The sequence below is a fragment of the Bacillus sp. LNXM65 genome (genome assembly GCF_002998575.1).
Lineage (GTDB): Bacteria > Bacillota > Bacilli > Bacillales > Bacillaceae > Bacillus.
On the sequence record NZ_PVRB01000010.1, the window covers coordinates 36,383 to 62,733 of the forward strand.

A 26,351-nucleotide genomic window follows, 5' to 3' on the forward strand; every position below is an offset into this window, starting at 1 on the left:
AAATTCAAAATGGCGATTAAAAAGTATAAACCAACCAGTAATGGTCGTCGTGGCATGACTACTTCAGATTTTGCTGAAATCACGACTGACAAACCAGAAAAATCGTTGCTTGCACCGCTTCACAGAAAAGGCGGACGTAACAACCAAGGTAGATTGACTGTTCGTCATCAAGGTGGCGGTCATAAACGTCAATACCGTATCATCGACTTTAAGCGTGATAAAGACGGTATACCTGGACGCGTTGCTACAATCGAGTATGATCCAAACCGTTCAGCGAACATCGCTCTTGTAAACTATGCAGATGGTGAGAAACGTTACATTCTTGCTCCGAAAGGAATCCAAGTTGGTACTGAAGTTACTTCTGGACCAGAAGCTGACATCAAACCAGGTAATGCTCTTCCACTTATCAACATCCCAGTTGGTACAGTTGTGCATAACATTGAATTAAAACCAGGTAAAGGTGGACAATTAGTTCGTTCTGCTGGTACTTCTGCTCAAGTTCTTGGTAAAGAAGGTAAATACGTTCTTGTACGTTTGAACTCAGGAGAAGTTCGCATGATTCTTTCTGCTTGCCGTGCGACTATCGGTCAAGTTGGAAACGAGCAACACGAATTAATTAACATCGGTAAAGCTGGACGTTCTCGCTGGAAAGGCGTACGCCCAACAGTTCGTGGTTCTGTAATGAACCCTAACGATCACCCACACGGTGGTGGTGAAGGACGCGCTCCAATCGGACGTAAATCACCAATGTCTCCATGGGGTAAACCGACTCTTGGATTCAAGACTCGTAAGAAAACCAACAAGTCTGATAAATTCATTGTACGTCGTCGTAAAAACAAGTAACGGGGTTGTCTACGGTTCATTTAGGGCCGTAGTTCAATCACGAAGGGAGGTTCCACAATGGCTCGCAGCTTAAAAAAAGGACCATTTGTTGATGATCATTTGATGGCTAAAGTCGAGAAATTGAATGAAACTGACAAAAAGCAAGTCGTAAAAACTTGGTCTCGTCGTTCTACAATTTTCCCACAATTCATCGGTCACACAATCGCTGTCTATGACGGACGCAAACATGTACCTGTTTTCATTTCTGAAGATATGGTAGGTCACAAATTGGGCGAATTCGCACCAAGCCGTACTTACAAAGGTCATGCTAGTGACGATAAAAAAACAAGACGCTAATGAGAGGAGGCTTTTAAATGCAAGCTAAAGCTGTCGCAAGAACAGTCCGTATTGCTCCTCGTAAAGCACGTCTAGTAATGGACCTGATCCGAGGTAAGCAAGTAGGAGAAGCAGTTTCTATCTTAAACCTTACACCTAAGGCTGCTTCACCAATTATTGAAAAAGTATTAAAATCTGCTATCGCAAACGCTGAGCACAACTACGAGTTGGACGCTAACAGCCTAGTGATTACTCAAGCATTCGTTGACGAAGGTCCAACACTTAAGAGATTCCGTCCACGTGCTATGGGTCGTGCGAGCGCAATTAACAAACGTACTAGCCACATTACAATCGTTGTATCAGAAAAGAAGGAGGGATAATCCGTGGGTCAAAAGGTAAATCCAGTAGGTCTTCGTATTGGCGTCATTCGTGATTGGGAATCTAAATGGTTCGCAGGAAAAGATTACGCTGACTTCTTACATGAAGACTTGAAAATCCGTGAATTCATCAGCAAGCGTTTGTCTGACGCGTCTGTTTCTAAAGTAGAAATCGAACGTGCTGCAAACCGCGTAAATATCACAATCCACACGGCTAAACCAGGTATGGTAATTGGTAAAGGCGGATCTGAAGTTGAAGCACTTCGTAAAGCTCTTAACAGCCTAACTGGCAAACGTGTACACATCAACATTCTTGAAATCAAGAGAGCAGATCTTGATGCTCAGCTAGTTGCTGAAAACATCGCTCGTCAACTTGAAAATCGTATTTCATTCCGTCGTGCACAAAAACAAACAATCCAACGCACAATGCGTGCTGGAGCACAAGGAATCAAAACAATGGTTTCTGGTCGTCTTGGCGGTGCAGATATTGCTCGTTCTGAATATTACAGTGAAGGTACTGTTCCGTTGCACACACTTCGTGCTGACATCGACTATGCTACTGCTGAAGCTGACACTACTTATGGTAAGCTTGGCGTAAAAGTATGGATCTATCGTGGAGAAGTCCTTCCAACTAAGAAGAATACTGCGGAAGGAGGAAAATAATATGTTATTGCCAAAACGCGTGAAGTATCGCAGAGAACATCGTGGGAAAATGCGTGGTCGTGCAAAAGGTGGCACTGAAGTACATTTCGGTGAGTACGGTATCCAAGCTCTTGAAGCTTCTTGGATCACAAACCGTCAAATCGAAGCTGCTCGTATTGCTATGACTCGTTACATGAAACGTGGCGGTAAAGTTTGGATTAAAATTTTCCCTTCTAAGCCATACACAGCTAAACCTCTAGAAGTCCGCATGGGTTCCGGTAAAGGTGCTCCAGAAGGATGGGTAGCTGTAGTAAAACCGGGCAAAGTTTTATTTGAAATTTCTGGTGTGTCTGAAGAAGTTGCTCGTGAAGCTCTTCGTCTTGCATCTCACAAATTGCCAATTAAAACGAAGTTCGTAAAACGTGAAGAAATTGGTGGTGAATCAAATGAAAGCTAATGAAATTCGTGACCTTACCACTGCTGAAATTGAACAAAAAGTAAAGTCTCTTAAAGAAGAACTTTTCAATCTTCGTTTCCAATTAGCGACTGGGCAGCTTGAAAACACTGCTCGCATTCGTGAAGTGCGTAAATCAATCGCACGCATGAAAACTGTGATTCGTCAAAGAGAAATCGCTGCTAATAAATAATAATTAGAGGGGAGGCCCCGCAAACATGAGCGAACGTAACCAACGTAAAGTGTATCAAGGTCGTGTTGTTTCTGACAAAATGGATAAAACCATCACTGTTGTAGTTGAAACATACAAAAAACATTCACTTTATGGCAAACGTGTAAGATACTCTAAGAAGTTCAAAGCACATGATGAAAACAACCAAGCAAAAATCGGAGACATCGTAAAGGTCATGGAAACTCGTCCTTTATCTGCGACTAAACGCTTTCGTCTAGTTGAAGTTGTCGAAGAAGCCGTTATTATCTAATAAAGTTCGGATTTCTTTTTCCGAAAGGAGGTAACATTAATGATTCAACAGGAGACTCGTTTAAAAGTAGCTGACAACTCTGGCGCACGCGAAGTACTAACGATTAAAGTTCTTGGTGGCTCTGGACGTAAGACGGCTAACATCGGTGATGTCATTGTTTGTACGGTTAAACAAGCAACACCAGGAGGCGTTGTCAAAAAAGGTGAAGTTGTGAAAGCAGTTATCGTTCGTACAAAGAGCGGAGCTCGCAGAAACGATGGATCTTACATCAGTTTCGATGAAAATGCATGTGTCATTATCCGTGACGACAAGAGCCCGCGTGGAACTCGTATCTTCGGACCAGTAGCACGTGAACTTCGTGAAAACAACTATATGAAAATTGTTTCTCTAGCACCAGAAGTACTTTAATGAATACAATCCGCGACTCAAGGAGGTGCGATTAAATGCATGTTAAAAAGGGCGATAAAGTAGTGGTTATCTCTGGTAAAGATAAAGGTAAACAAGGAGTCATCCTTGCTGCTTTCCCTAAGAATGACCGTGTTTTAGTAGAAGGTATTAACCTTGTGAAAAAACACTCTAAACCAACCCAAGCTAACCCTCAGGGCGGAATTTCTGAACAAGAAGCGCCGATCCACGTATCAAACGTAATGCCGCTTGATCCTAAAACGGGTGAAGTGACACGTGTTGGGTATAAAGTTGAGGACGGAAAGAAAGTCCGTGTAGCGAAAAAATCTGGGCAAGTTCTAGATAAATAGTAAATAAGGAAGGGAGGTCTTTCTCATGAACCGCCTTAAAGAAAAGTATGTAAAAGAAATTACACCTGCATTAGTTTCTAAGTTTGAATACAAATCAGTAATGCAAGTGCCAAAAATCGAAAAAATCGTGATCAACATGGGTGTTGGTGACGCTGTTCAAAACGCTAAAGCAATCGATACTGCTGTTGAAGAATTAACGTTTATCGCTGGTCAAAAACCTGTCGTTACTCGTGCGAAGAAGTCTATTGCTGGATTCCGTCTACGTGAAGGAATGCCAATCGGTGCGAAAGTAACACTTCGCGGAGAGCGCATGTACGATTTCCTTGATAAACTTATTTCTGTATCTTTACCACGTGTACGTGACTTCCGCGGGATTTCTAAGAAATCTTTCGACGGTCGTGGAAACTACACGCTTGGTATTAAAGAACAGTTAATCTTCCCAGAAATTGATTACGATAAAGTAACAAAAGTCCGCGGTATGGATATCGTTATCGTTACGACTGCCAATACGGACGAAGAAGCACGTGAGTTATTAACTCAAGTAGGTATGCCGTTCCAGAAATAATCAATGAAAGGGAGGCGAAATCGTGGCTAAAAAGTCTATGATTGCGAAACAACAACGCAAACAAAAGTTTAAAGTTCAAGAGTATACGCGCTGCGAACGTTGTGGACGTCCACATTCAGTAATTCGCAAGTTTAAACTTTGCCGTATTTGTTTCCGCGAACTTGCATATAAAGGACAAATTCCTGGCGTTAAAAAAGCCAGCTGGTAATCCCCATAAATGGGAAGGAGGTTATTAAATAATGGTTATGACAGATCCGATTGCAGATTTGCTGACTCGTATTCGCAATGCGAACATGGTACGTCATGAGAAGCTAGAAGTACCGGCTTCAAAAATCAAAAGAGAAATTGCTGAAATCTTAAAGCGTGAAGGTTTTATCCGTGACGTTGAATATGTTGAAGACAGCAAACAAGGAATTATCCGTATGTTCCTTAAATATGGCCAAAACAACGAGCGTGTTATCACTGGTCTAAAAAGAATCAGTAAACCTGGTTTACGTGTATATGCGAAATCAAATGAAGTACCACGTGTACTTAACGGACTTGGAATCGCAATTATTTCTACATCACAAGGTGTTTTATCGGACAAAGAAGCCCGTGCTAAACAAGCTGGTGGAGAAGTACTTGCTTACGTATGGTAAAAAAAGTTTAAGATGAATGGAGGTGCTTGGTATGTCTCGTATAGGTAAAAAACTAATCGAGATCCCTTCAGGAGTTACTGTGACAAACAACGATAACACAGTGACAGTAAAGGGACCAAAAGGTGAACTAACTCGTACATTTCACCCTGATATGGAAATTAAAATTGAGGACAGCGTCTTAACTGTAAGCCGTCCGTCTGATCATAAAGAACACCGTGCTTTACATGGTACAACACGTAGCTTAATTGCAAACATGGTTGAAGGTGTATCTAAAGGTTTCGAAAGAGGTTTAGAACTTATCGGTGTCGGTTACCGTGCAGCTAAATCTGGAAACAAACTTGTTCTTAACGTTGGATACTCTCATCCAGTTGAAATCGTTCCTGAGGCTGGAGTTGAAGTCGAAGTTCCATCTCAAACGAAAGTAGTCATTAAAGGTATCGATAAAGAGCGTGTGGGAGCTCTAGCTTCTAACATCCGCGCTGTCCGTTCTCCAGAGCCTTACAAAGGTAAAGGAATTCGTTACGAAGGTGAATTCGTTCGCCGTAAAGAAGGAAAAACTGGTAAGTAAGATCGCTTAATGTGAAGAAAGGAGTGACTCGGATGATTACGAAAACTAGCAAAAACGCTACTCGTCTTAAAAGACACGCTCGTGTTCGTGCGAAACTTTCAGGTACTGCTGAAAGACCTCGCCTTAACGTTTTCCGTTCTAACAAGAACATCTACGCTCAAGTAATTGATGATGTTAACGGTGTAACACTTGTAAGTGCTTCTACTCTTGATAAAGAGTTAAAGATCGAGAATAGTTCTGACGCTGCAGCTGCTACTAAAGTTGGCGAACTTGTTGCAAAACGTGCTGTTGAAAAAGGAATCTCTAACGTGGTATTTGACCGCGGAGGATACTTATATCATGGACGTGTAAAAGCTCTAGCTGAAGCTGCTCGTGAGGCTGGACTTAAATTTTAATAAAAGAAGGAGGGACACATCCGAATGAGTCGTATTGACCAAAGCAAATTAGAGTTAGAAGAACGCTTAGTTACGGTTAACCGCGTAGCGAAAGTTGTTAAAGGTGGACGTCGTTTCCGTTTTGCAGCTTTAGTTGTTGTCGGTGACAAAAACGGTCATGTAGGTTTCGGTACTGGTAAAGCACAAGAAGTACCAGAAGCGATCCGCAAAGCTGTTGAAGATGCGAAAAAGAATTTAATTGAAGTACCAATGGTTGGAACTACAATTCCACATGAAATCATCGGTCGATTCGGTGCAGGAAACGTTCTATTGAAGCCTGCTTCAGAAGGTACAGGAGTTATCGCTGGAGGCCCAGTGCGTGCGGTTCTTGAGCTTGCTGGTCTAGCTGATATCCTTTCTAAATCTCTAGGTTCTAATACACCGATCAACATGATCCGCGCAACACTTCAGGGTTTAAGTGAACTTAAACGTGCTGAAGACGTTGCGAAGCTTCGTGGAAAATCTGTAGAAGACCTGTTAGGATAAGGAGGGAACATTAATGGCAAATAAATTAGAAATTACCCTCAAACGCAGTGTAATCGGTCGCCCAGAAGATCAGCGTGTCACTGTTCGTACTCTTGGTCTTAAGAAAACAAACCAAACAGTCGTACATGAAGACAATGCAGCGATCCGCGGCATGATTAACAAGGTGTCTCATTTAGTTTCTGTTAAAGAACAATAAAACATTTTTAATCGATAAGGAGGTGCCCAAATGAAACTTCATGAATTGAAGCCTTCAGAAGGTTCACGTAAAGTACGCAACCGTGTTGGTCGTGGTATTGGATCAGGTAACGGTAAAACTTCTGGTAAAGGTCATAAAGGTCAAAACGCTCGTTCTGGCGGCGGTGTACGCCCTGGTTTCGAAGGTGGTCAAATGCCTTTATTCCAACGTCTTCCAAAACGTGGTTTTACAAACATCAACCGTAAAGATTACGCGGTTATCAACTTAGACAGATTAAACAGTTTTGACGAAGGAACGGAAGTAACTCCTGAACTTCTTCTAGAGACTGGTGCAATAAGCAAGTTAAAAGCAGGAGTAAAAATTCTTGGCAACGGTAAATTAGAAAAAAAATTAACTGTAAAAGCCAATAAATTCTCTGCTTCTGCGAAAGAAGCTATTGAAGCTGCTGGCGGTACAGCCGAGGTGATCTAACTTGTTTAAGACAATCTCCAATTTTATGCGCGTGAAAGATATACGGAATAAGATTATATTCACTCTTTTAATGTTAATCGTCTTTCGTATAGGTGCTTTCATCCCTGTGCCTAATGTGAACGCCGAAGTTCTCCAGGCACAGGATCAAATGAGTGTTTTCGGGATCCTCAACACGTTTGGGGGCGGGGCACTTTTCCAATTCTCCATTCTTGCAATGGGGATTATGCCGTATATCACTGCTTCGATCATCATTCAGCTCTTGCAGATGGATGTTGTTCCGAAGTTTACTGAGTGGTCAAAGCAAGGAGAGGTTGGCCGCCGAAAATTAGCACAATTCACAAGGTATTTTACAATTGTTCTAGGTTTTATCCAGGCGTTAGGAATGTCATATGGATTCAACAATATGGCAGGAGGCATGCTGATTGAAAACCCAGGTGTTTCAACGTACCTCTTAATTGCGGTCGTACTCACTGCGGGAACAGCATTTTTAATGTGGCTGGGAGAGCAGATTACTGCTCACGGTGTTGGTAACGGTATTTCGATTATTATCTTTGCCGGTATCATCGCAGGTATCCCTCAAACATTAAAACAAGTGTACGCTCAGCAATTTGTGGGTGGAGATGGACAGCTGTTCATGCAAATCCTGAAAATTGCCCTTATTGTTATTGCTATCCTTGTCATTGTTATCGGTGTTATTTACATTCAAATGGCAGTGAGAAAGATTGCGATTCAATATTCAAAAGGAACTGGCCGTGCACAAATGTCTGCTAGTCAAGCAACGCACCTTCCATTGAAAGTGAATCCAGCAGGGGTGATTCCAGTCATCTTTGCCGTTTCTTTCATTATTACTCCGCAGACGGTTGCATCGTTCTTCGGAACCAATAATGTGACAACTTGGATAACCAACAACTTTGACTATACTAAGCCAATCGGTATGACGATTTATGTAGCACTGATTGTTGCTTTCACATATTTTTATGCCTTTGTCCAAGTGAATCCTGAACAAATGGCTGAAAATCTGCAAAAGCAGGGTGGCTATATCCCGGGAGTTCGTCCAGGGAAAATGACTCAAGATAGAATTACGAGCATTTTGTACCGACTCACGTTTGTGGGCGCCATTTTCTTAGCCGTGATTTCAATACTTCCTATCTTTTTCATTCAATTCGCTGGATTACCTTCCGCTGCACAAATTGGCGGCACAAGTCTTCTCATTGTTGTAGGTGTTGCACTTGAAACAATGAAACAGCTTGAAAGCCAATTAGTGAAACGAAACTACCGTGGATTTATGAAATAAAACAGAGGGCTGGGCTTCTGCCCAACCTCTCTAAGTAAGGAAGGGGAAATCCGAAATGAACTTAGTCTTAATGGGGCTTCCGGGTGCTGGTAAAGGCACTCAGGCAGAACGAATTGTTGATGATTATGGGATCCCTCATATCTCAACAGGAGATATGTTCCGCGCTGCTATGAAAGAGGAGACACAACTTGGGCTCGAAGCAAAATCCTTTATCGATAAAGGAGAGCTTGTTCCTGATGAGGTCACAATCGGTATTGTTAGAGAAAGACTTGGCAAAAATGATTGTGAACAAGGTTTTCTTCTGGACGGATTTCCGCGAACAGTCGCTCAGGCTGAAGCTTTAGAAGAAATTCTAAAGGACCTTGGCAGAACGATTGATTATGTCATTAATATTAAAGTCGATAAAGATGCTTTGATGGAGCGTCTGACTGGCCGAAGAATTTGCAAAAATTGCGGAGCGACATATCATTTAGTATTCAATCCACCTGCGAAAGAAAATGTTTGCGATAAGTGTGGAGGCGAACTTTATCAACGTGCAGATGATAATGCAGAAACCGTTTCGACTAGACTTGAAGTAAACTTAAAGCAGACTGAACCTTTACTGAACTTCTATTCAGAAAAAGGATATCTTGCAAACATTGATGGTGCGAAGCACATTAACGATGTATATGCAGATATCAAGAACCTGCTTGGGGGATTAAATAAATGATTATCTGTAAAACTCCTCGCGAGCTTGAGATTATGAGAGAAGCTGGACGCATTGTCGCACTGACTCATGAAGAGCTGAAGAAACACATAAAACCAGGTATTTCGACAAAAGAATTGGATCAAATTGCCGAACGTTTTATTACAAAGCAGGGTGCAATCCCATCTTTTAAAGGGTATAATGGTTTTCGCGGGAGCATTTGCGTTTCGGTGAATGAAGAACTCGTTCACGGTATTCCTGGTAAACGGGTTTTACGTGATGGCGACATCATTAGTATCGATATTGGCGCAAAGTTAAATGGCTATCATGGTGACTCTGCTTGGACTTATCCAGTTGGGGTAATCAGTGATGAAGACCGCAAACTACTGGAAGTCACAGAGGAATCTCTATATAAAGGCTTACAGGAAGCAAAGCCAGGCGAACGTCTGTCGAACATTTCCCATGCCATACAAACGTATGTAGAAAACGAGAATTTCTCAGTTGTTAGAGAATATGTTGGACATGGGGTCGGACAGGATCTTCATGAGGACCCTCAAATTCCTCATTATGGTCCGCCCAACAAAGGCCCGCGGCTAAAACCTGGAATGGTGTTGGCCATCGAACCGATGGTGAACGCAGGCAGCCGATATGTGAAAACATTGGCTGATAACTGGACGGTTGTAACGGTTGATGGGAAAAAGTGTGCTCACTTTGAGCATACGATTGCGATTACAGATACAGGTTTTGATATACTGACTAAGATTTAGGTCTTCACTGAAGCCTTTCAGGCCCAAATCGGGCAGGTTGTCTGTATAGTCCAAAGGAAAGAACAAGATCAGTATACAGGTGTCATCGGCATGTTCGGTGGCTGCCATGTACTAATCGCAGACGGAGAAAAGCGTAAATTTCATTCTCCTAAGAAAAAATATCAATCATATAACCTTTTATGGTTGCGTATCTCCGGAAGTTCAGAACAGTATATTCAAAACAGGTCGGGTGATAGATGGACAATTGAGATGATCTCATTTGGACATTTGTCAGAGAGCAAGTTACTGATTTGAAGAAGGGAGAACACTTGAATGGCGAAAGACGATGTAATTGAAGTGGAAGGTACTGTAGCAGAAACTTTGCCAAATGCAATGTTCAAAGTTGAACTAGAGAATGGTCATACAGTTTTGGCTCATGTATCAGGAAAAATCCGTATGCACTTCATTCGCATTTTACCTGGAGACAAAGTTACGGTAGAATTATCTCCATATGACTTAACTCGTGGTAGAATTACGTACCGTTACAAATAAAGCAACTCCGGAAGAAGGAGGTTGGAAACACATGAAAGTGAGACCATCTGTTAAACCTATCTGTGAAAAATGTAAAGTGATTCGCAGAAAAGGAAAAGTAATGGTGATCTGTGAAAACCCAAAACATAAACAAAAACAAGGCTAATAACAAGGAGGTGCCCAAATCATGGCTCGTATTGCTGGTGTAGATATTCCACGTGATAAACGTGTTGTCATTTCTTTAACATATGTTTTTGGAATTGGTCGTACGACTGCGCAACAAGTCCTTAAAGAAGCAGGTGTTTCTGAAGACACTCGCGTTCGCGATCTAACTGAAGACGAACTTGGTAAAATCCGTGATATCATTGACAAACTTAAAGTAGAAGGTGACCTTCGTCGTGAAGTTTCACTTAACATTAAGCGTCTAATTGAAATCGGAAGCTACCGCGGAATCCGTCATCGTAGAGGACTTCCTGTTCGTGGACAAAACACAAAAAACAACGCGCGTACTCGTAAAGGTCCGCGTCGTACTGTAGCTAACAAGAAAAAATAAGTAAAGGAGGTAGTTAAAGAATGGCTGCTGCTCGTAAACAAAATACGCGTAAACGTCGCGTGAAAAAGAATATTGAAGCTGGAATCGCTCATATCCGTTCCACTTTCAACAACACGATTGTAACGATTACTGATGTTCATGGAAACGCAATTTCTTGGTCAAGTGCTGGTGCATTAGGATTCAGAGGTTCTCGTAAATCTACTCCTTTCGCTGCACAAATGGCTGCTGAAACTGCTGCTAAAGGTTCTATCGAACATGGTCTTAAAACACTTGAAGTAACTGTTAAAGGTCCTGGTTCTGGTCGTGAAGCTGCAATTCGTGCGCTTCAAGCTGCAGGTCTTGAAGTTACTGCAATCAGAGACGTAACTCCAGTTCCTCATAACGGATGCCGTCCACCAAAACGTCGCCGCGTGTAATTTGTTTGTATAGATTTTGTGTCCCTGTCAATAATGGGTTATGATACAGTTATTTATGAGACGAATACACGACTCGTTGCCTGAGCACATACGGGACTAAACAATGAGGAATTTCGGATGGAATCTCATATGATTCTATTCGAGGTTTCGACGTTTTGAAGGAGGGTTTTATTAGATGATCGAAATTGAAAAACCAAAAATCGAAACGGTTGAAATCAGCGACGATGCCAAGTATGGCAAGTTTGTCGTAGAGCCACTTGAGCGTGGATATGGTACCACTTTAGGGAACTCCCTTCGTCGTATCCTTTTATCCTCACTTCCTGGTGCAGCTGTAACATCGATCCAGATAGATGGTGTCTTACACGAATTCTCAACGATCGAAGGCGTGGTTGAAGATGTTACAACGATTATCTTAAACATTAAAAAGCTTGCACTCAAAATCTACTCTGAAGAAGAGAAGACGCTTGAAATTGATGTACAAGATGAAGGTACTGTAACAGCTGCTGATATTACACACGACAGCGATATTGAAATCTTAAATCCAGATCTTCACATCGCAACTCTTGGCAAGAATGCGAGCTTCCGTGTTCGCTTAACTGCACAAAGAGGTCGCGGGTATAATCCTGCTGATGCAAACAAAAGAGACGATCAGCCAATCGGTGTGATTCCGATCGACTCAATCTATACACCTGTATCTCGTGTGACTTATCAAGTGGAGAACACCCGTGTCGGGCAAATCACAAACTATGATAAATTAACACTAGATGTATGGACTGATGGAAGCACAGGACCGAAAGAAGCGATCGCTCTAGGTTCTAAGATTTTAACTGAACACCTGAATATTTTCGTTGGGTTAACTGACGAAGCTCAGCATGCTGAAATCATGGTTGAGAAAGAAGAAGACCAAAAAGAAAAAGTGCTTGAAATGACAATTGAAGAGCTTGATCTTTCTGTTCGTTCTTACAACTGTTTGAAGCGTGCGGGTATTAACACTGTTCAAGAGCTTGCTAACAAGACAGAAGAGGATATGATGAAAGTTCGTAACCTTGGACGTAAATCTCTTGAAGAAGTGAAAGCGAAACTAGAAGAACTTGGACTGGGTCTTCGTAAAGACGATTGACTAGTTTCATTGTGAACTAGGATTTTCGTGTGTTTTTTATTCATACAGCATTCTCTAACTAAGGAGGGGACATCACATGGCATACAGAAAGCTAGGACGCACTAGTGCACAACGTAAAGCAATGCTTCGTGACCTAACGACTGATTTGATCATCAACGAACGCATCGAAACAACTGAAACACGTGCGAAAGAACTTCGCTCTGTAGTTGAAAAAATGATCACTCTTGGCAAACGCGGAGATCTTCATGCTCGCCGTCAAGCTGCAGCTTACATTCGTAATGAAGTAGCTAACGCTGAAACAAACCAAGATGCACTTCAAAAATTATTCGCTGACGTTGCAACTCGCTACGAAGATCGCCAAGGTGGATACACTCGTATCATGAAGCTTGGACCTCGTCGCGGCGATGGCGCACCAATGGCTGTCATTGAATTAGTTTAATCACATAGCGTGTATCTAAGAAAGGGCGGGACAGTTCATAACTGGATCTATGCCCTTTTTTAGATACTACGGCTTTTTAACAATAAGCAAAGAAGAGGTTGAGCTGAGAGGAGGTCCGGTAGAGATGGGGAAGACATTAGTTGACGTAAAGGACATTGTATTTCGTTATCACAAGGATGCGGACAAGCCCGCTTTAGATCAAGTGTCATTGCATGTGAATCAAAATGAATGGCTCGCCATTGTTGGTCATAACGGTTCAGGTAAATCCACACTTGCCCGTGTACTGAATGGGCTCATTTTACCGGATGCTGGAACGGTCAAGGTTGGAGAGATTGAGCTGAAAGAAGAGAGTGTCTGGGATATTCGCAAAAAGGTCGGAATGGTCTTTCAAAACCCAGATAACCAATTCGTTGGCTCAACGGTTCGTGATGATGTGGCTTTTGGTTTAGAAAATAACGGGATTGAGCGGGAATTGATGATAGAACGTGTAGATTGGGCTGTCAAACAGGTCAATATGCAGGAGTTTCTTGATCAAGAGCCGCACCATCTATCAGGCGGGCAAAAGCAGAGAGTCGCCATTGCAGGTGTACTTGCCGCAAGCCCTGACATCATGATCTTAGATGAAGCAACATCGATGCTTGATCCGATTGGCCGTGAAGAAGTGTTAGAGACTGTTAGACTACTGAAGGAACAAGGAACGGTCACAGTCATTTCCATCACACATGATTTAGACGAGGCCGCCAAGGCAGACCGGGTCATTGTCATGAATGGCGGGAAAAAATTTGCCGAGGGAACCCCAGAGGAAGTATTTGAACTAGACGAACAGCTGGTTCAGATTGGACTTGATCTGCCATTCTCCTATCGGTTGAGCAAACAATTGAAGCAGCAAGGTGTACCGCTTGCAAATGCCCATTTGACACAAGAAGGATTGGTGAAAGAGCTATGGACATTACGATCAAAGAATTAGAGCATCGTTATCAAATGAAAACGCCGTTTGAGCGTCTCGCTTTGTATGATGTCAATGCTTCCATCCAAGAGGGTAGCTATGTCGCTGTCATTGGTCATACGGGCTCTGGCAAGTCTACATTGCTGCAGCATTTAAATGGCTTGCTCAAACCAACGAAGGGGAGCATTGCGCTTGGAGATACCGTCTTACAAGCCAATAAAAAGCAGAAGGATTTAAAGTCCCTCCGGAAAAAAGTAGGCATCGTGTTTCAGTTTCCTGAGCATCAGCTCTTTGAAGAAACGATCCTTAAGGATATCTGCTTTGGTCCGATGAATTTCGGTGTTCCTCAGGAAAAGGCAGAAGCAAAGGCGAAGGAAATGCTGAAGCTAGTCGGTCTTCCTGAATCCCTATTATCTCGATCTCCCTTTGAACTAAGCGGCGGTCAAATGAGACGTGTGGCGATTGCAGGTGTTCTAGCGATGGAGCCAGAAGTGCTTGTGCTGGATGAGCCGACTGCAGGGTTAGATCCACGCGGACGGAAGGAAATCATGGACATGTTCTATGAGCTTCATCAAAAGGCAAACCTTACCACGATTCTGGTTACACACAGTATGGAGGACGCCGCTCATTATGCGGATCAAATGATTGTGATGCATAAAGGAACGGTAAAGGCGACAGGTACGCCGAGAGAATTGTTTGCCAATCGTACAGACATGTCTTCGTTTGGTCTCGACCTCCCAGAAACGATTAAATTCCAGCAGACTGTAGAAGAAAAGCTGGGTATTACGTTTCCAAGGCCGCTTCTGACCATGGATGAAATGGCAGAAGCCTTAACAGCTCTTTATCAGGAGGACACGACATCATGATGGATAGTATGATTATCGGCAAATATGTGCCAGGTTCATCCTTTGTCCATCGTCTTGATCCAAGGACAAAGCTGTTATCAATTTTCTTTTTTGTCTTTATTGTCTTTTTTGCTAATAATTACATCACTTACGGGCTTTTAGGTGTCTTTACCCTCCTTGTGGTGATGGTTTCTCAGGTGCCGCTATACTTTATTCTCAAGGGAATGAAGCCGATCCTATGGATTGTCCTGTTTACCTTCATTCTGCATATCTTCATGACAAAGGATGGCGCCTTGCTATTTCACTTTGGTTTTTTAAATATTTATGAAGAAGGTCTAAAGCAGGGGATTTTCATTTCACTCCGTTTTGTCTATCTCATCATGATGACGACACTTCTGACGTTAACCACAACGCCTATAGAAGTGACAGACGGTATGGAAAAGCTGCTTCACCCATTCCGTAGAATCAAACTGCCCGTTCATGAGCTTGCTCTCATGATGTCCATCTCTCTTCGATTTATTCCAACCTTACTAGAAGAGACTGACAAAATCATGAAGGCACAAATGGCAAGAGGTGTTGATTTTACAAGCGGACCTCTTAAAGATCGCATGAAAGCCATCGTTCCCTTACTTGTCCCACTTTTCGTCAGTGCATTTAAGCGTGCAGAGGAACTAGCGACTGCTATGGAAGCGAGAGGCTATCGCGGAGGGGAAGGACGGACGAAATACCGTCAGCTTGTCTGGGGCATGAAAGACACGTTCACACTGCTCCTGTTCATCCTGTTAACAGCACTCCTTGTACTTCTGAGAAATTAGGTGATTCCTAGATGAAGGTCAAATGTACCGTATCCTATGATGGGACACATTTTAAAGGCTATCAGGTGCAGCCTGGGCAGCGGACAGTTCAGACGGAGATCGAGTCTGCTCTTGCAAAAATGCACAAACAGGATGAACTGGTTCCGATTGTGGCTTCTGGTCGGACGGACAGCGGCGTCCATGCGAAGGGGCAGGTCATTCATTTCGACACGCCGCTCTCGATTCCGATGGAAAGATGGCCTTTTGCCCTCAATAGTCTCCTGCCGGATGACATCAGGGTTCTAAAGGCTGAGGAAGTGGATGAGTCGTTTCATGCACGTTTTAGTGTCGTTTCGAAGGAGTACCGTTATAAGGTCTCAACGGAAACGCACCAAAATGTGTTCACGAGACAGTATGCCTGCCACTTTCCTTACCGGTTGGATGCAGACAAAATGAGAGAAGCTGCTGGACACCTTATTGGCACACACGATTTCACAAGCTTTTGTGCAGCCAATACAGAGGTTCAGGACAAGGTGAGGGAGATTTACACCCTCGAGTGGAAAAACGTCTCAGACGGGCTTGAAATGCGCGTGAGAGGAAATGGCTTTTTATACAACATGGTGCGAATTATCGCTGGAACGTTACTTGAAGTCGGATCTGGTAAATTACACCCTGATGAGATAAAAGCCATGCTTGCCGCCCGAAATCGCGAAGCGGCAGGCAAGACTGCGCCTAGTCACGGACTGTATTTATGGGAAGTTTTCTATGACAACTAAACCAGGTGTAACATGTTCTTGACACAGGAAGCAGAAAGTTATAAGATATCATATGGTATGTATTTCAACCCCACAAATAAGCCCCGGAAGACTTATCTTGTGTTTTGAAATAGAACGTAGCATTTGATTCAAGGAAAAATTATTGATTTATTTAGGAGGGAAACTCATGCGTACAACACCAATGGCGAACGCAAGCACAATTGAGCGCAAATGGCTAGTTGTTGATGCGGCAGGCAAGACTCTAGGTCGTCTATCTACTGAAGTAGCATCACTTTTGCGCGGTAAGCACAAACCAACTTATACACCACACGTTGATACAGGTGATCATGTCATCATCATCAATGCTGAGAAAATCGAATTAACAGGTAAGAAATTGACGGACAAAATTTACTACCGTCACACAATGCACCCAGGTGGTTTGAAACAAAGAACTGCTCTTGAGATGCGTACAAACTACCCTGAAAAAATGTTGGAGCTTGCTATCAAAGGTATGCTTCCAAAGGGTCCATTAGGCCGTCAAATGTTCAAAAAATTAAATGTGTACCGTGGTTCTGAGCATCCACATCAAGCACAACAACCTGAAGTTTACGAACTTCGCGGTTAATTATAAGGGAGGTTAACAATTTGGCACAGGTTCAATATTACGGTACAGGTCGTCGTAAAAGTTCTGTAGCGCGCGTTCGCTTAGTTCCAGGTGAAGGCCGTATCGTCGTTAATAATCGTGAAATTACTGAATACATTCCATTCGCTGCTTTAATCGAAGACGTGAAACAACCTTTGAACATCACAGAAACAGCTAACAGCTACGATGTTCTTGTAACTGTTCACGGTGGTGGATTCTCTGGTCAAGCTGGAGCAATTCGTCACGGTATCTCTCGTGCTCTTCTAGAAGTAGATCCTGAGTACCGTACATCACTTAAACGTGCTGGACTTCTTACTCGTGACCCTCGTATGAAAGAGCGTAAGAAATACGGTCTTAAAGGCGCACGTAGAGCTCCTCAGTTCTCAAAACGTTAATCAATTTTATATTGTATGGACGTTTTACAAAGGTTTGTTACAGACAAACCATATATTAAAAGCATCAGCATCCTGCTGGTGCTTTTTTTTGTGCTTTTTATTTAATAAATAATGACTGGTCACTTCCTTTTGGATACGTATAAAATATGAGTATAGAAAGTTTTCTGTTTAAAAGAAGATTATTTATGGAGGTTGTCCTATGAATCTAACGACAGAAAGGTGTCTCATTCGACCATTTACTGATGATGATTGGCAGGATGTTTATGCATATACATCTGATCCGGCAGTGATGAAGTATATTCCGGAAGATGTATTTTCTAAAGAAGATGCGAAGGAATTTATCAAAAATAATCGTCATGAAAATGCTAAGTATGTCGCTGTCCTATTAAAAGAAGATCATACATGCATTGGGCATATCGCGTTTCATCCGTACTTTGGTGAGCACACATATGAAATTGGGTGGGTCTTCAATCCTGCATATCAAAACAAAGGCTATGCATCAGAAGCGGCTTATGCTGTACTACATTATGGCTTTCACACAATGAATTTACATCGAATCATTGCCACTTGTCAGCCTGAAAATGTGCCATCGTGGAGAGTGATGGAGAAAATGGGGATGAGAAGAGAAGGGTATTTTAAAAAGTGTATACCACAAGGAAATGAGTGGTGGGATGAATTTTACTATGCCATTTTACGAGAGGAATGGAAAACTTGATAAGTTTTCATGATATGAAGTGATTCGTCATTTCAAATATCTCTTGGCTTTCGCTATTGATATAATCAGATCAAATAAGCAGAAGAGGGGCGCGCGCATGAGGATCTTTGATGCACATTTTCATATCATTGATTTTGATTTTCCCATTCAAGAAAACCAAGGATATACACCGCCTAGTTATGTGGTGAATGATTATAGGAGAGAGACGGCTGATTTTGGGATTTTAGGTGGAGCAATCGTCTCAGGGTCATTTCAAGGCTTTGATCAAGGCTATTTGTTGAAAGCGCTAGATGAACTGGGCTCAGCTTTTTGCGGTGTGACTCAATTACCTTTTACAGCAACTGATGATGAAATTGTTCATTTGGGTCAACATGGGGTAAAGGCATTACGTTTTAATGTGAAGCGGGGCGGTTCGGAGGATATTTCGAAGCTCGATTATTTTGCGAGAAGGGTGTATGAGCTGGCGGGATGGCATAGTGAGCTCTACATAGACGCTAAGCATCTCCCTGACATCTCATCTACGCTTGAACAGCTGCCGGCCGTTTCGATTGATCATTTAGGCTTATCGGAAGAAGGCTTGCCGCATTTGCTCAAGCTGGTTGATAAAGGAGTTCGGGTAAAAGCAACTGGTTTTGGACGAGTCGATTTAAACGTTGAACATGCATTGACATCAATTTATCAAACGAATCCTGATGCACTGATGTTTGGTACAGACCTTCCATCGACAAGGGCAAAGCGCCCATTTGAATACGGTGATGTTGAGTTGATTCAACAGCTATTTGAGGAAAAAGCAGCTGACCACATCTTATATAAGAACGCGCATCAATGGTATTTTGGTCAATAAGTTCCACTTCATTTCATAGGAGGTGTGTTCAATGGGGTTCAGTCAACTGACGTTCAGAGAAGCCAAGCTGGATGATCTCGATAAAATCGTCTTCATGCTCGCGGATGATATGTTAGGTCAAAAAAGAGAGCGTTACACGCAACCATTGTTAGAAAGCTATATCGAAGCCTTTCATTCAATAGATGCTGATCCAAATATTGAACTCATTGTTGCGTGTGATCAGGAAGAAGCTGTAGGTGTTCTCCAATTAACCATGACGCCATTTCTTACACATCAAGGAGGATGGAGAGCTTCAATAGAAGGAGTTCGTACGGCCTCGACTCATAGAGGAAAAGGAATTGGCACGATGTTGATAAAAAAGGCTATTCAACACGCAAGTGACCGCGGCTGTCATATGATTCAGCTGACAACAGACAAACAGAGGCCAGAAGCACGCCGTTTTTACGAAAAGTTGGGATTTGAAGCTACGCATGATGGGATGAAGCTGCATCTCTCCCCATGAATAAGAACACCAAGAAGCGAAGGGTTCACTTGCCTTTGCCTTTTTGTGACTTTATTTGAAATATTTGTTATATTAAATATATAAATCCTTAGTTATTTGGAAAGGAGAAACATGTTACTCAAAATCGGTCTAGTTGTCTTAGGTGTGGTCATACTTTACTTGGTGGTTGATGTCCTGTTGTATAAAAGAGATATGAAGAAAACGAAGGAAGATCTTTTGACATTTGTCACAAAAAACAAAAAGGGCGTATCAGTGACAATCATTGAAAATGAAGATGTGGTATTAGATTGGAATGGTAATCAAAAAACACCACTTGCAAGTACGGTGAAATTAATGGTTTTGTTTCATTTTGTTAAAGCTGTATCCAGCGGTGACATCAAGCCAGATGAAAAAGTGACATTGTCTGATATAGAGCGGTTTTATATTGATAGAACAGATGGCGGTGCTCACACATACTGGCTGGAGGTCAACGATTTTTCTGAGCATGCAACTTTATTAGATGTTGCCAAAGGGATGATGCAAGTCAGTTCGAATGCTTGTACTGATTATTTGATTGACCGGCTCGGCTTAGATAAGATCAATGATCAGATGAAACAAGCAGGTCTTACAGAACATGATGAACTCATGCCGCTGACACCCAAGCTGTTGTGGTCATCCTATGTATCTAATCATCGGCGGGATGCATTAAAGAAAATGAGCGGTGTAACTGATGAGCAATACAAATCTCTGATGATTGAGATTTTTAATATCATTAAAAATAACCCAGAGCAAAAAAAGGCGTTAGAAGAAAAATTGATGAAAAAGAACTTGTTAAGCTTGCGTATTCAATCATTACTGACGCAAAAGATGACAAAGTCTACAACGAATCAATATGCACATCTTATGAAACGTCTGCAGGATGAGCTGTTAACAACAGAAGAAAAAAGTCTTTTTAGCCAAATCGTACTGGGAGAAACATTCAAAAAGGAAACAGATCAATATCTTTGGTATAAAGGCGGAGCAACATTGTTTGTTTTCACAGGTGCTTTATATCGAAAAACACATACATCCTCTATATCCCTCTCTCTATTTATCAATGATCCGAAAGCGAACAATTCTCACTGGATTGAGGGAGTATTCAATGAATTTATGCTTACTACAGCAGTGGATCAAAACTTTAGACAACGTTTAATTAAGGCTTTTACTACATAATCATCAAAAAAACAGAGGGAGATACCCCTCTGTTTTATTATTTCTGCATTGGAAACACTTTGTATACATCTTGGCGTTTCTCTTTTGACTTCACAACTCCATCAACCAATTCCTTTTGCCAAAGCGCTGTATCGTCTTTGTAAACTTTAAAAGAGTGAGGGAGCTGTTTTTCTAGCTGTTTTCTTTTAAACGTGACGGACGACTCGTCTTTAGAGCTCATATTAAGTGTTACTTGCTTTACGTTATCGATAAGAATAAAAAGTGCCAATGCATTATATAAGTAGTTTTTTTCAATGGTATCCTTCTTATCAAACCAAAATGTATCAAATTGTTCTTCTGTATCATTGGCATTTTCTTTCACGCCGTATGTCACTTTTAGCGCTTTTTCATCTACGATTTCATACTCGCGAATCACGTTACCTGGAAGATCTGATAAAATAGCGCCGATTGCTCCGTTGTCTCCAATGTAAGAATTTTTGTGCTTGGAAAGCTGTTTTAAGGATATGTCTTCTATTCCTTTTATGTCGCTCTTCTGCTTGGTCGCTTGACTGCTGCATCCAGATAAGACGACTGTTAGTAGCAGCAGGATATACATCCATTTCTTCATTGATTTTGCTCCTTTTCCATTCTTTCTATATATAAATGTTCATCTTATCACAATTTTCCAATCCATTAGCTCATTGATTTCCATTTACTGAACTGCATGTTTTGTTCAAACCAACGAACAATACAAAGAAAAAAAGGAGTTCAGTCCATGGCAGAAGTTCTTTCATTTTATCAATTGAAAACAAAACGAGATGTCACGCTTGAAAAGAAGCTGTTGCGTACATTGTCTCTTCAACAGGTCACGGTTGCTTCCGAGAAATTCACGAAGAAGCTGTTCCCATTTGCAGATGATCCAGCTGGGATTATGAGTGATGGCTGTATCGATTTCGCCATTGAAGCTTTTTTAGCTGGTGGGAGATACGGTGAGTCGAGCAAGTACGGTGAATCATTTGATGATATAAAGAAGAGGTCAGTTCATGAAGAAGATGAACTAGTTGAGGAGCTAGCAGGGTGTTTGCAATCGTGGGGGAATATGTTCCGAATGGAGCGGAAGATGTCGTGCCTGTATCCATTTGCGAAGGATTTTTTAAGCATGTGGTGGCAGGAAGGCTTTCGAGAATCAGAAAAAAGGCATAAGCTTCGGCTGCACTAAGCATATTTCCAGCCCTTGTCCCATATCTATAAAATAATGGTGTATGGGAGGGACAGGGATGAAAAGAAAGCTGAAATGGACAGGGTTTTTAATCGGGTTTATTGTCCTCTTATTCTTATTCAGGTTTCAGTTTCTAAATGATGATTCGTGGAAATCGTGGAACTTGCCTTTGAGCGGCAAAATCATCTATTTAGATCCGGGTCATGGCGGTCCAGATGGCGGGGCTGTAGGAGGAGAGTTGCTTGAAAAAGAGATTGCACTGGATGTATCCATGAAGATACGTGACTATTTACAGGAGCAGGGTGCCCTTGTTCTTATGACCCGCGAGGATGATTCTGATTTATCATCAAAGAATACAAAGGGATATGCCCGAAAGAAAGCGGAGGATCTAAGAAACCGTGTAAAAGCCATCAATGAGTCTGAAGCCGATCTCTATTTAAGTATTCATTTAAATGCGATCCCATCGAACAAATGGAGCGGCGCACAGACGTTTTTTTACGGGAAATATGAAGAGAATGAAAAGGCAGCGAAGTTCATACAAGATGAATTACGCAATAATCTTGAAAACACAGATCGAAAGGCGAAGCGGATCAATGGCATTTATTTAATGCAAAACGTGACGAAGCCAGGAGCTCTTGTGGAAATTGGATTTCTCTCCAATCCGAAAGAGGCCAGTCAGCTGGCAACACCTAAATATCAAGATCAAATTGCTGCCTCCATTTATAAAGGCATTTTAAGATATTTGACAGAGCAAAAAGAGCCGCCTGAATAAGGGGCTTTTTCCTTTTGTACGCAGGCAAACAGGACAGACATTGTAAGGATATGTATGATATACTTGGATTGTAAACGAATTCAATAAAGGGTGAGGTTCTGCTATGATCGGACAAGATGATGTGAGAAAACTAGTTGGGAAGATGGACGAACCTTTCCTTCATATACCGCTTGGTGAGCTGGATGCCATCAAGGAAATCAGCCTAAAGCCTGAGAAAGAACATGTGAGCTTAAAGGTGGCTATTGCCAAAACGGGCACTGCTGAGCAGATGAAGCTTCAGCAAGACATCGTACAAGCCTTGAAAGCAGAGGGTGCTAACACAGTAGGACTTCGTTTTGAAGAGCTCCCTCAGGAAACACTTGAAAGGTTTATGCCTTCGCAAGATGAGGAAGAAAACCTGCTCAACTCTAAAAATCCGCCTGAGTTCCTTGCGATTGCGAGTGGAAAGGGCGGCGTTGGTAAATCCACCGTGTCTGTTAACCTTGCTGTAGCACTGGCTCGTCTAGGGAAAAAAGTCGGACTGATTGATGCAGATATTTATGGCTTTAGTGTACCGGATATGATGGGAATCACCGTCAGACCAACTGTTAAAGGGGAAAAAATTATTCCTGTGGAACGCTTTGGTGTCAAAGTGATTTCAATGGGCTTTTTTGTTGAAGAAAATGCACCGGTCATTTGGAGAGGACCGATGCTTGGTAAAATGCTGAATAACTTCTTCCACGAAGTCCAGTGGGGAGAATTAGATTACTTACTATTAGACCTTCCGCCTGGAACGGGAGATGTGGCGCTTGATATTCATACAATGCTTCCAAGCTGTAAAGAAATCATTGTCACAACACCGCATCCTACAGCTGCCTTCGTTGCTGCTAGAGCAGGCGCAATGGCACTGCAAACAGATCACGAGGTGCTGGGTGTCGTTGAGAATATGAGCTATTATGAAAGCAAAAAAACAGGTGAGAAAGAATATGTCTTTGGAAAAGGAGGCGGGGATAAGCTGGCGGAAGAGCTGCGAGTATCGGTCCTTGGTCAAATTCCTCTAAGGCAGCCTGATTGGAATGAAGATGATTTTGCTCCATCTGTCTATGATGCGAGTCATCCGACGGGAGAAGTGTATCAACACATTGCGAATAAAGTTATTGAACAATTAGCAGTAAAAGCATAATGAAAGCCCGAGTGGATGAATGTCCCCTCGGGTGATGTTTAACTGCCGCTTTCTTCGCTGCCTTTTGATCCGGAATCACTGCTTTCAGATGCTGCTTTTTTAAGCTCATCTTCGAATTTCTTCTTATAAAGAGGACTGCTTAATGTTTCTGTAATGACTTTTTCTAAGTGCTTTCTGAACTCTTTGCTTTTCACCAGTTCACCGTATTTCTTTTCCATTTCGGGATCCTTGAGAATATCCATCATCAATTGCTGATAGTCAGGGTCCTTCATTAACTGTTTTAACATCTTTTCATGCTGTTGCTGCATGGATTTAGCGAAAGTCTCGGCAAATTTAGAATCCTCAAAGACCTTCTTCCAGAACTCTTTGCCTTTATCAGAAGTCAGTGTTTTCTCTATCGTTTTTTTCACAGTTTGTTCATCCATTACCAAAGCTTCATTCATTGCCTCGTCATTTAATAACTGTTGAATGGCCTTTTTACCGTCATCTGTCTTCAATATATCGACGACCATTTTCTTTGTTTCGTCATAGTCCATATTAGATGAGGATTGGGTTTTGGGAGCACAAGCTGTTAGAGATAAAAGGAGAAAACAGCTCATTATACGCAAGATGCCTTTTGACATACTGTGGCTCCTTTCGTTACATGTCTTACTTTTAATATGAATGTTTCACGTAAATTTATACATAACAAAAATAGGGGTTGGATCAATTCAATGAAAAGTCGGGATTTAGTTCGTTTTTTCTTCTCTGTGCTAGCTGTTGGAGCGGTCATTACAAGCGTGGTTGGCTTTGCGCTGGAGTGGGGGAAATATCAGAAGCTTTTTATATCGTTTGAAATACTAGAAATCGCATCTGTGTTGTTTTGGTTCATTGGTGTGGGGATGATTTTTAGTGTCATTAGTCAGATGGGGTTTGTTGTCTTTTTAACGGTGCACCGGTTTGCGTTAGAGATATTCCGATCACATTCTCTATGGAATACCATTCAGCTGTTTCTGGTGATCTTTGTGCTGTTTGATTTAGCTTACTTGCGATTTTTGTTTTTTGGAGAGAATGAATCATTTCTTCCATACCTATGGCTGCCTGTCTTTATCGGTGTGTTCGCATTGATCGTGGCTTACTTTAAACAGCAGCAGTCCTCTAAGAAAACTTTTGTTTCCGCAATGTTTCTCATGGTTGTCATCACGTCGATAGAATGGTTCCCGGCGCTCAGAGTCAACGAAGAGGACTGGCTGTATTTAATGCTATTTCCGCTATTAGGCTGTAATGCGTTTCAGTTGTTAGCTATGCCGCGGTTTTCAAAGGCGAAAGCTACTTAACTTCCGATGACCTTGTTTTGGTATTGGAGATCAGTTCGCCAACCGTCACATTTTTTAAATTCTTTTCTTTGATTTGTTTCAAAATAGCTGGTAAGGCTTGAGCGGTTTGGGTTGCTGAATCTGAGGCATGTAGGAGAACAATATCTCCGCTTTTCATTCGATCATTTACATTCTGAACAATCTGATCGACGCCCGGATTCAGCCAATCTTGTGAGTTGACGCTGTAATGGACAACGGTATAACCGTACTGTGTGGCAATTTTCAATGCTTTTTCGTTAAATTGCCCAGTTGGCGGTCTTAATAGTTGAATGTCATCTAGTCCAAGCTTTTGAAATGAATTTTGTGCCCGGACAAGATCTTGCTTGATTTCACTATCTTCAAGCTGGCTATAATTTTTATAAGCATAGCCAAGGCTGCCGATTTGGTGACCGTCCTCTCTAATTTGTTTGACGATATCAGGATGACGCTCAGCCCAAGAAGCAGACAGAAAGAAAGTAGCGTTCTTTATATCGTACTCTCGAAGGACATTTAAAATAGGAACAGCCTTCTCATCTCCCCAGCCGATATTAAAAGTAAGGGAGACATGTTTTGAGGAAGTCTCGCCTTTATAAATGGCTCGGGGTCCGTGTTCTGTTTTAAATACCGACAGCGGCGGTGCCTTTTGTACATAAAAAAAGGTTGCAGCTGCAAGGGCTGCTACAAGAATAATGACGGCTTGCTTCAGCCGTTTAATAGGAAACACATATAATCGACTCAATTCAAACACTCCTGCCTTGTCCGAGATTGTTACTTGATTGTATGCAGGACAAGGATTTGAGATGCACAATAAAACTATTTCAAAAAAAGTTTTGAAAAGGCGTTGACCGATAGAATATTTTCGTGATATATTATTAATCGTCGCTGACACACAGTGACAAACACAAAACGCTTCGGGAAATAAACTTAAAAAAAGTTGTTGACATAAGATGAAGCGAAATGTTATATTATTAAAGCCGCTAAGAACGGCGAAGATGATCTTTGAAAACTAAACAAGACAAAACGTACCTGTTAATTCGAGTTTTTATAAAAAAATCCTATGAAACATCATAGGTAGTCAGTCAAACTGGCGAAAAACAAAACTTCGGTTTTGTACTTTTTCGGAGAGTTTGATCCTGGCTCAGGACGAACGCTGGCGGCGTGCCTAATACATGCAAGTCGAGCGGACAGAAGGGAGCTTGCTCCCGGATGTTAGCGGCGGACGGGTGAGTAACACGTGGGTAACCT

General features: G+C 42.0%; 43 protein-coding genes, 1 rRNA gene and 1 pseudogene. 42 read left to right on the top strand and 3 right to left on the bottom strand.

All coding sequences use genetic code 11. The features are described from left to right. Positions 1-9: 9 nt before the first annotated feature. The 37 genes and pseudogenes from rplB to C6Y03_RS17830 all read left to right on the top strand — a co-directional run bounded on the left by rplB (position 10) and on the right by C6Y03_RS17830 (position 20,640). Positions 10-843: a 50S ribosomal protein L2 gene (rplB, locus tag C6Y03_RS17650; protein ID WP_007496314.1), complete on the top strand. Its 834-nt coding sequence runs from the start codon at positions 10-12 to the stop codon at positions 841-843. Positions 844-900: 57 nt separating this feature from the next. Next, complete coding sequence (rpsS, locus tag C6Y03_RS17655) at positions 901-1,179, top strand: 30S ribosomal protein S19 (protein WP_003216920.1); 279 nt, start codon at positions 901-903, stop codon at positions 1,177-1,179. A 17-nt stretch (positions 1,180-1,196) separates the two neighbouring features. Then, positions 1,197-1,538: a 50S ribosomal protein L22 gene (rplV, locus tag C6Y03_RS17660; protein ID WP_007496316.1), complete on the top strand. Its 342-nt coding sequence runs from the start codon at positions 1,197-1,199 to the stop codon at positions 1,536-1,538. A 3-nt stretch (positions 1,539-1,541) separates the two neighbouring features. Then, positions 1,542-2,198, top strand: a complete 657-nt coding sequence (rpsC, locus tag C6Y03_RS17665; protein WP_003217241.1) for a 30S ribosomal protein S3 — start codon at positions 1,542-1,544, stop codon at positions 2,196-2,198. A 1-nt stretch (position 2,199) separates the two neighbouring features. Beyond that, entirely contained in the window at positions 2,200-2,634 is a 435-nt protein-coding gene (rplP, locus tag C6Y03_RS17670; protein ID WP_003156478.1) for a 50S ribosomal protein L16, read from the top strand. Continuing rightward, entirely contained in the window at positions 2,624-2,824 is a 201-nt protein-coding gene (rpmC, locus tag C6Y03_RS17675) for a 50S ribosomal protein L29 (RefSeq protein WP_003217155.1), read from the top strand. The genes rplP and rpmC overlap by 11 nt, the downstream gene beginning before the upstream one ends. 25 nt (positions 2,825-2,849) lie before the next feature. After that, complete coding sequence (gene rpsQ / locus C6Y03_RS17680; RefSeq protein WP_003216906.1) at positions 2,850-3,113, top strand: 30S ribosomal protein S17; 264 nt, start codon at positions 2,850-2,852, stop codon at positions 3,111-3,113. Positions 3,114-3,152: 39 nt separating this feature from the next. Further along, positions 3,153-3,521, top strand: a complete 369-nt coding sequence (rplN, locus tag C6Y03_RS17685) for a 50S ribosomal protein L14 (RefSeq protein ID WP_003216882.1) — start codon at positions 3,153-3,155, stop codon at positions 3,519-3,521. Between the two features lie 35 nt (positions 3,522-3,556). Further along, entirely contained in the window at positions 3,557-3,868 is a 312-nt protein-coding gene (rplX, locus tag C6Y03_RS17690; protein WP_003217151.1) for a 50S ribosomal protein L24, read from the top strand. Positions 3,869-3,893: 25 nt separating this feature from the next. Beyond that, the gene (gene rplE, locus C6Y03_RS17695) at positions 3,894-4,433 is read left to right on the top strand and encodes a 50S ribosomal protein L5 (protein ID WP_003217159.1); all 540 of its coding nucleotides are present in this window, start codon (positions 3,894-3,896) and stop codon (positions 4,431-4,433) included. A gap of 22 nt (positions 4,434-4,455) precedes the next feature. After that, positions 4,456-4,641 carry a 30S ribosomal protein S14 gene (gene rpsN / locus C6Y03_RS17700; protein ID WP_008356542.1) on the top strand — a complete coding sequence of 62 codons (186 nt, stop codon included), beginning with the start codon at positions 4,456-4,458 and terminating at the stop codon, positions 4,639-4,641. 31 nt (positions 4,642-4,672) lie between these two features. Continuing rightward, positions 4,673-5,071 (top strand): 30S ribosomal protein S8, encoded by a 399-nt coding sequence (rpsH, locus tag C6Y03_RS17705; RefSeq protein WP_003217040.1) that lies wholly within the window; start codon positions 4,673-4,675, stop codon positions 5,069-5,071. A gap of 31 nt (positions 5,072-5,102) precedes the next feature. Continuing rightward, complete coding sequence (gene rplF / locus C6Y03_RS17710; protein ID WP_003217186.1) at positions 5,103-5,639, top strand: 50S ribosomal protein L6; 537 nt, start codon at positions 5,103-5,105, stop codon at positions 5,637-5,639. 32 nt (positions 5,640-5,671) lie between these two features. Beyond that, a complete protein-coding gene (gene rplR, locus C6Y03_RS17715) occupies positions 5,672-6,034 on the top strand; it encodes a 50S ribosomal protein L18 (protein ID WP_003216951.1) in 363 nt (120 codons plus the stop codon). Between the two features lie 24 nt (positions 6,035-6,058). Then, the gene (gene rpsE / locus C6Y03_RS17720) at positions 6,059-6,559 is read left to right on the top strand and encodes a 30S ribosomal protein S5 (protein ID WP_003217179.1); all 501 of its coding nucleotides are present in this window, start codon (positions 6,059-6,061) and stop codon (positions 6,557-6,559) included. A gap of 13 nt (positions 6,560-6,572) precedes the next feature. Then, positions 6,573-6,755: a 50S ribosomal protein L30 gene (rpmD, locus tag C6Y03_RS17725; protein WP_003217067.1), complete on the top strand. Its 183-nt coding sequence runs from the start codon at positions 6,573-6,575 to the stop codon at positions 6,753-6,755. 30 nt (positions 6,756-6,785) lie between these two features. Then, complete coding sequence (gene rplO, locus C6Y03_RS17730; protein ID WP_003216888.1) at positions 6,786-7,226, top strand: 50S ribosomal protein L15; 441 nt, start codon at positions 6,786-6,788, stop codon at positions 7,224-7,226. A gap of 1 nt (position 7,227) precedes the next feature. Next, complete coding sequence (secY, locus tag C6Y03_RS17735; protein ID WP_012008710.1) at positions 7,228-8,520, top strand: preprotein translocase subunit SecY; 1,293 nt, start codon at positions 7,228-7,230, stop codon at positions 8,518-8,520. Between the two features lie 55 nt (positions 8,521-8,575). After that, on the top strand, positions 8,576-9,229 hold the full coding sequence (locus C6Y03_RS17740) for an adenylate kinase (RefSeq protein WP_034665602.1): 654 nt from the start codon (positions 8,576-8,578) through the stop codon (positions 9,227-9,229). Beyond that, a complete protein-coding gene (gene map, locus C6Y03_RS17745; protein ID WP_003217210.1) occupies positions 9,226-9,972 on the top strand; it encodes a type I methionyl aminopeptidase in 747 nt (248 codons plus the stop codon). The genes C6Y03_RS17740 and map overlap by 4 nt, the downstream gene beginning before the upstream one ends. A 27-nt stretch (positions 9,973-9,999) precedes the next feature. After that, a pseudogene (locus tag C6Y03_RS19410) lies at positions 10,000-10,307 on the top strand (KOW domain-containing RNA-binding protein). Then, complete coding sequence (gene infA, locus C6Y03_RS17755) at positions 10,285-10,503, top strand: translation initiation factor IF-1 (RefSeq protein WP_003217190.1); 219 nt, start codon at positions 10,285-10,287, stop codon at positions 10,501-10,503. The pseudogene C6Y03_RS19410 and the gene infA overlap by 23 nt, the downstream one beginning before the upstream one ends. Before the next feature lie 31 nt (positions 10,504-10,534). Continuing rightward, positions 10,535-10,648 carry a 50S ribosomal protein L36 gene (rpmJ, locus tag C6Y03_RS17760; protein WP_003156543.1) on the top strand — a complete coding sequence of 38 codons (114 nt, stop codon included), beginning with the start codon at positions 10,535-10,537 and terminating at the stop codon, positions 10,646-10,648. Between the two features lie 21 nt (positions 10,649-10,669). Further along, complete coding sequence (rpsM, locus tag C6Y03_RS17765) at positions 10,670-11,035, top strand: 30S ribosomal protein S13 (RefSeq protein ID WP_003217023.1); 366 nt, start codon at positions 10,670-10,672, stop codon at positions 11,033-11,035. Positions 11,036-11,055: 20 nt separating this feature from the next. After that, a complete protein-coding gene (gene rpsK / locus C6Y03_RS17770) occupies positions 11,056-11,451 on the top strand; it encodes a 30S ribosomal protein S11 (RefSeq protein ID WP_003217231.1) in 396 nt (131 codons plus the stop codon). Positions 11,452-11,626: 175 nt separating this feature from the next. Beyond that, positions 11,627-12,571: a DNA-directed RNA polymerase subunit alpha gene (locus C6Y03_RS17775; RefSeq protein ID WP_003217009.1), complete on the top strand. Its 945-nt coding sequence runs from the start codon at positions 11,627-11,629 to the stop codon at positions 12,569-12,571. Between the two features lie 76 nt (positions 12,572-12,647). Continuing rightward, entirely contained in the window at positions 12,648-13,010 is a 363-nt protein-coding gene (gene rplQ / locus C6Y03_RS17780) for a 50S ribosomal protein L17 (RefSeq protein WP_003216944.1), read from the top strand. Positions 13,011-13,134: 124 nt separating this feature from the next. After that, positions 13,135-13,977 carry an energy-coupling factor ABC transporter ATP-binding protein gene (locus tag C6Y03_RS17785; protein WP_106039696.1) on the top strand — a complete coding sequence of 281 codons (843 nt, stop codon included), beginning with the start codon at positions 13,135-13,137 and terminating at the stop codon, positions 13,975-13,977. Next, positions 13,953-14,822 (top strand): energy-coupling factor ABC transporter ATP-binding protein, encoded by an 870-nt coding sequence (locus C6Y03_RS17790; RefSeq protein ID WP_044139648.1) that lies wholly within the window; start codon positions 13,953-13,955, stop codon positions 14,820-14,822. Before C6Y03_RS17785 ends, C6Y03_RS17790 begins: the two co-directional genes overlap by 25 nt. Beyond that, a complete protein-coding gene (locus C6Y03_RS17795) occupies positions 14,819-15,616 on the top strand; it encodes an energy-coupling factor transporter transmembrane component T family protein (protein ID WP_106039697.1) in 798 nt (265 codons plus the stop codon). Before C6Y03_RS17790 ends, C6Y03_RS17795 begins: the two co-directional genes overlap by 4 nt. A gap of 11 nt (positions 15,617-15,627) precedes the next feature. Then, a complete protein-coding gene (gene truA, locus C6Y03_RS17800) occupies positions 15,628-16,371 on the top strand; it encodes a tRNA pseudouridine(38-40) synthase TruA (RefSeq protein ID WP_106039698.1) in 744 nt (247 codons plus the stop codon). Between the two features lie 166 nt (positions 16,372-16,537). Continuing rightward, the gene (gene rplM, locus C6Y03_RS17805; RefSeq protein WP_003217042.1) at positions 16,538-16,975 is read left to right on the top strand and encodes a 50S ribosomal protein L13; all 438 of its coding nucleotides are present in this window, start codon (positions 16,538-16,540) and stop codon (positions 16,973-16,975) included. Positions 16,976-16,995: 20 nt separating this feature from the next. Then, complete coding sequence (gene rpsI, locus C6Y03_RS17810) at positions 16,996-17,388, top strand: 30S ribosomal protein S9 (protein WP_003217273.1); 393 nt, start codon at positions 16,996-16,998, stop codon at positions 17,386-17,388. Between the two features lie 199 nt (positions 17,389-17,587). Next, entirely contained in the window at positions 17,588-18,103 is a 516-nt protein-coding gene (locus tag C6Y03_RS17815; protein ID WP_106031901.1) for a GNAT family N-acetyltransferase, read from the top strand. Positions 18,104-18,200: 97 nt separating this feature from the next. After that, positions 18,201-18,947, top strand: coding sequence for an amidohydrolase family protein (locus C6Y03_RS17820; RefSeq protein WP_106039699.1), 747 nt, complete (start codon positions 18,201-18,203; stop codon positions 18,945-18,947). 31 nt (positions 18,948-18,978) lie between these two features. Continuing rightward, the gene (locus C6Y03_RS17825; protein ID WP_106039700.1) at positions 18,979-19,449 is read left to right on the top strand and encodes a GNAT family N-acetyltransferase; all 471 of its coding nucleotides are present in this window, start codon (positions 18,979-18,981) and stop codon (positions 19,447-19,449) included. A gap of 111 nt (positions 19,450-19,560) precedes the next feature. Further along, positions 19,561-20,640, top strand: a complete 1,080-nt coding sequence (locus C6Y03_RS17830; protein ID WP_223260772.1) for a serine hydrolase — start codon at positions 19,561-19,563, stop codon at positions 20,638-20,640. Between the two features lie 37 nt (positions 20,641-20,677). On the opposite strand, the gene C6Y03_RS17835 is transcribed toward C6Y03_RS17830, so the two are convergent. After that, positions 20,678-21,247 carry a DUF4825 domain-containing protein gene (locus C6Y03_RS17835; protein ID WP_106039701.1) on the bottom strand — a complete coding sequence of 190 codons (570 nt, stop codon included), beginning with the start codon at positions 21,245-21,247 and terminating at the stop codon, positions 20,678-20,680. Between the two features lie 147 nt (positions 21,248-21,394). Here C6Y03_RS17835 and C6Y03_RS17840 point away from each other — a divergent pair, with 147 nt between their 5' ends. The 3 genes from C6Y03_RS17840 to C6Y03_RS17850 all read left to right on the top strand — a co-directional run bounded on the left by C6Y03_RS17840 (position 21,395) and on the right by C6Y03_RS17850 (position 23,772). Beyond that, a complete protein-coding gene (locus tag C6Y03_RS17840) occupies positions 21,395-21,838 on the top strand; it encodes a YbaK family protein (RefSeq protein WP_050945810.1) in 444 nt (147 codons plus the stop codon). 58 nt (positions 21,839-21,896) lie between these two features. Further along, the gene (gene cwlD, locus C6Y03_RS17845; protein WP_066031431.1) at positions 21,897-22,610 is read left to right on the top strand and encodes an N-acetylmuramoyl-L-alanine amidase CwlD; all 714 of its coding nucleotides are present in this window, start codon (positions 21,897-21,899) and stop codon (positions 22,608-22,610) included. A 103-nt stretch (positions 22,611-22,713) separates the two neighbouring features. Next, the gene (locus C6Y03_RS17850; RefSeq protein WP_106037500.1) at positions 22,714-23,772 is read left to right on the top strand and encodes an Mrp/NBP35 family ATP-binding protein; all 1,059 of its coding nucleotides are present in this window, start codon (positions 22,714-22,716) and stop codon (positions 23,770-23,772) included. 38 nt (positions 23,773-23,810) lie between these two features. On the opposite strand, the gene gerD is transcribed toward C6Y03_RS17850, so the two are convergent. Further along, the gene (gene gerD, locus C6Y03_RS17855) at positions 23,811-24,395 is read right to left on the bottom strand and encodes a spore germination lipoprotein GerD (protein WP_003217144.1); all 585 of its coding nucleotides are present in this window, start codon (positions 24,393-24,395) and stop codon (positions 23,811-23,813) included. 90 nt (positions 24,396-24,485) lie between these two features. Between gerD and C6Y03_RS17860 the strand changes: the two genes are divergently transcribed. Next, on the top strand, positions 24,486-25,088 hold the full coding sequence (locus tag C6Y03_RS17860) for a KinB-signaling pathway activation protein (protein WP_106031894.1): 603 nt from the start codon (positions 24,486-24,488) through the stop codon (positions 25,086-25,088). Here the strand turns inward: C6Y03_RS17860 and pdaB are convergent. Next, positions 25,081-25,845: a polysaccharide deacetylase family sporulation protein PdaB gene (pdaB, locus tag C6Y03_RS17865; RefSeq protein WP_106031893.1), complete on the bottom strand. Its 765-nt coding sequence runs from the start codon at positions 25,843-25,845 to the stop codon at positions 25,081-25,083. The genes C6Y03_RS17860 and pdaB overlap by 8 nt on opposite strands. Positions 25,846-26,221: 376 nt before the next feature. Here pdaB and C6Y03_RS17870 point away from each other — a divergent pair. Next, positions 26,222-26,351 (top strand): 16S ribosomal RNA (locus tag C6Y03_RS17870); the annotation flags it as partial.